The sequence below is a fragment of the Aquibium sp. A9E412 genome, assembly GCF_030398335.1.
In the GTDB taxonomy this organism is placed as follows: Bacteria; Pseudomonadota; Alphaproteobacteria; order Rhizobiales; family Rhizobiaceae; genus A9E412.
Map to the genome: position 1 here is coordinate 1 of NZ_JAOAOP010000125.1, position 3,336 is coordinate 3,336.

3 protein-coding genes are annotated in these 3,336 nt (G+C 73.0%); all 3 read left to right on the forward strand.

Features of this window, described 5'->3' with window-relative positions; translation table 11 throughout:
* On the forward strand, positions 1-709 hold a 709-nt coding region (locus tag N1F89_RS20425), incomplete at its 5' end, for an FtsQ-type POTRA domain-containing protein (protein ID WP_290086330.1).
* A complete protein-coding gene (ftsA, locus tag N1F89_RS20430) occupies positions 706-2,016 on the forward strand; it encodes a cell division protein FtsA (RefSeq protein ID WP_290086332.1) in 1,311 nt (436 codons plus the stop codon). The genes N1F89_RS20425 and ftsA, both read left to right, overlap by 4 nt.
* A 64-nt stretch (positions 2,017-2,080) precedes the next feature.
* Positions 2,081-3,336: cell division protein FtsZ (gene ftsZ / locus N1F89_RS20435; RefSeq protein WP_290086333.1), on the forward strand; the 1,256-nt coding region annotated here is incomplete at its 3' end.

Here is a 3,336-nt window from a genome sequence, read left to right on the forward strand (position 1 = left end):
CGGCCACACGGCCGACGTGGTGGCGGCGGTCACGGCGCGCAGCGGCTTCGCCATCGCCGACGTCGCGGTCAGCGGCAACCGCGAGACCTCCGAGATCGACGTGCTGCAGGCGGTCGGCCTCGACGGCTGGACCTCGCTGGTCGGCTTCGACGCGGCCGCCGCGCGCACGCGCATCGCCGCGCTGCCCTGGGTCGAGGAGGTCTCGGTGCGCAAGGTCTATCCGGCGCGCCTCGAGGTCGAGATCGCCGAGCGCCGCGCGTTCGCCATCTGGCAGCACGGCAGCCGGCTCACCCTGATCGAGCGCAACGGCGCGGTGATCGCGCCGTTCGGCGGCCGGCGCCACGCCGCGCTGCCGCTGGTCATCGGCATGGGCGCGGCCGAGGACGGCGCGGCCTTCGTCGCGACGGTGGCGCGCCATCCGGCGATCGCCGCCCGCGTCAAGGCCTATATCCGCGTCGCCGAGCGGCGCTGGGACCTGCGGCTGGAAAGCGGCATCACCGTCAAGCTGCCGGAGGGCGCGCCGCAGGCGGCGCTCGCCGAGCTCGCCGCGCTCGACCGCGACGTCGACCTTCTGGCACGCGACATCGAGGCCGTCGACATGCGGCTCGCCGACCGGCTGGTCGTGCGGCTGACGCCGGAGGCGGCGGAAGCCCGCGCCGAGGCGATCGAGGCGGCGATGGACGGACGTCCGGCGGGGACGCGCATATGAGCTGGTTCACCGCCTCGCGCAACGCCGCGCCGCGCCGCTCGGGCGTCGTCACCGTGCTCGACGTCGGCTCGAGCAAGGTGTGCTGCATCATCGCCCGGCTCTTGCCGGCCGAGGAGGGCCGCGCGCTCAGCCACCGTACCCACCGCATCCGCGTGCTCGGCATCGGCCACCAGAAGTCGCGCGGCGTGAAGTCCGGCGTCGTCGTCGATCTCGACCATGCCGAGGAGGCGATCCGGCTCGCCGTCGACGCGGCCGAGCGGATGGCCGGCGTGACGGTGGAATCGCTGCTCGTCAACGTGTCGGCCGGCCGGCCGCGCAGCGAGAGCTCGGCCGCCACCATCAATCTCGGCGGCCACGAGGCGACGGAAGCCGACATCGACCGCGTGCTGGCCGCCGGCGCGCGCCAGGCGCTCGCCGCCGAGCGCCAGCTCGTGCACGCGCTGGCCGTCGGCTTCACGCTCGATGCCGAGCGCGGCATCCGCGACCCGCGCGGCATGGTGGGCGACGCGCTGGGCGTGGAGATGCACGTCCTGACGGCCGATCTGGCGCCGCTGCGCAATCTCGAGCTGTGCGTCAACCGCTCGCACCTGTCGGTCGAGCGCATGGTCGCCACGCCCTATGCCAGCGGCCTGGCCGCGCTCGTCCAGGACGAGACGGAGATGGGCGCGGCCTGCATCGACATGGGCGGCGGCACGACGACGCTGTCGGTGTTCGTCAACGGCAAGTTCGTGCATGCCGACGCGATTCCCGTCGGCGGCCATCACGTGACGATGGACATCGCGCGCGGCCTGTCGATCCGGCTCGACGACGCCGAGCGGCTCAAGGTGATGCACGGCTCGGCGCTGCCGGAAAACGGCGACGACCGCTCCGTCGTGACCATCCAGCCGATGGGCGGCGACGAGGGCGAGCAGCCCGTGCAGGTGCCGCGCGGGGCGATGAACCGCGTCGTGCGGGCGCGCATCGAGGAGACGCTGGAGCTGGTGCGCGAGCGCCTGCAGCGCTCGGGCTTCGGCAATCTGGTGGGGCGGCGGATCGTGCTGACCGGCGGGGCGAGCCAGCTCACCGGCCTGCCGGAGACGGCGCGCCGGCTGCTCGGGCGCAACGTGCGGCTCGGCCGGCCGCTCGGCATCGCCGGGCTGCCGGAGGCGGCCAAGGGCCCGGCCTTCGCGACGCCGGTCGGGCTTCTGATCTATCCGCAGGTGGCCGGCTTCGAGAGCCGGTCGAGCGGGGGCGGGCTGCGCTTCCTGGCCACGGGGACGGGCGGGCGCCTGCAGCGAGTCAGTCAGTGGTTGAGAGACAGTTTTTGACGGGGCAACCCCGTTGGGCGGCCGCAGCGGCGAGGCGGCAGGAAAGGCGAAAAGGACGAGGACCATGACCATCAATCTGCAGAAGCCGGACATCACCGAGCTCAAGCCGCGCATCACGGTGTTCGGCGTCGGCGGCGGCGGCGGCAACGCCGTCAACAACATGATCACCGCGGGGCTGCGCGGCGTCGAATTCGTCGTCGCCAACACCGATGCCCAGGCGCTGACGATGTCGAAGTCGGAACGCCTGATCCAGCTCGGCGCCAACGTCACCGAGGGGCTCGGCGCCGGCTCGCAGCCCGAGGTCGGCCGGGCGGCCGCCGAGGAGTGCATCGACGAGATCATGGATCATCTGTCGAACACGCACATGTGCTTCGTCACCGCCGGCATGGGCGGCGGCACCGGCACGGGCGCGGCGCCCGTGGTGGCGCGCGCGGCGCGCGACAAGGGCATCCTGACCGTCGGCGTCGTCACCAAGCCGTTCCACTTCGAGGGCCAGCGGCGCATGAAGATCGCCGATCTGGGCATCGAGGAGCTGCAGACCTGCGTCGACACGCTGATCGTCATCCCGAACCAGAACCTGTTCCGCATCGCCAACGACAAGACCACCTTCGCCGACGCCTTCGCGATGGCCGACCAGGTGCTCTATTCGGGCGTCGCCTGCATCACCGACCTGATGGTCAAGGAAGGCCTCATCAACCTCGACTTCGCCGACGTGCGCTCGGTGATGCGCGAGATGGGCAAGGCGATGATGGGCACCGGCGAGGCCTCCGGCGAGGAGCGTGCGATGGCCGCGGCCGAGGCCGCGATCGCCAACCCGCTGCTCGACGAGACCTCGATGAAGGGCGCGCGCGGGCTGCTGATCTCGATCACCGGCGGCCGCGACCTGACCCTGTTCGAGGTCGACGAGGCGGCCACCCGCATCCGCGAGGAGGTCGACCAGGACGCCAACATCATCCTCGGCGCCACCTTCGACGAGGAGCTCGAGGGCATCATCCGCGTCTCGGTCGTCGCGACCGGCATCGACAAGGCGGCGATGGACATCTCCGCGCCGGCCGATGCGGTGCGGCCGCAGCCGCGCCCGGCCGCCGTGCAGAAGCCGGCCGCCGAGGCCCGGCCGCAGCAGCCCGCCCAGGTGCCGCATGCCGGCTATCGCAGCGTCGCGCCGGCGGCCGCCGAGGCCGCGCAGCCGGCCCGCCCGGCCGAGGACCCGGTGGCCGAGGCGATCCGCAGCGCCGAGCGTCCGGCCGCCGCGCAGCCCGCGCCGGAGGCCGCGGACGAGGCCTTCCAGCCGCAGAGCCGGCTGTTCCGCGCGCCCGAGCA

What these genes read in the sequence shown, in the direction of transcription:
- ftsA (WP_290086332.1), top strand. Translation starts at nt 706, where the DNA reads ATGAGCTGGTTCACCGCCTCGCGCAACGCCGCGCCGCGCCGCTCGGGC.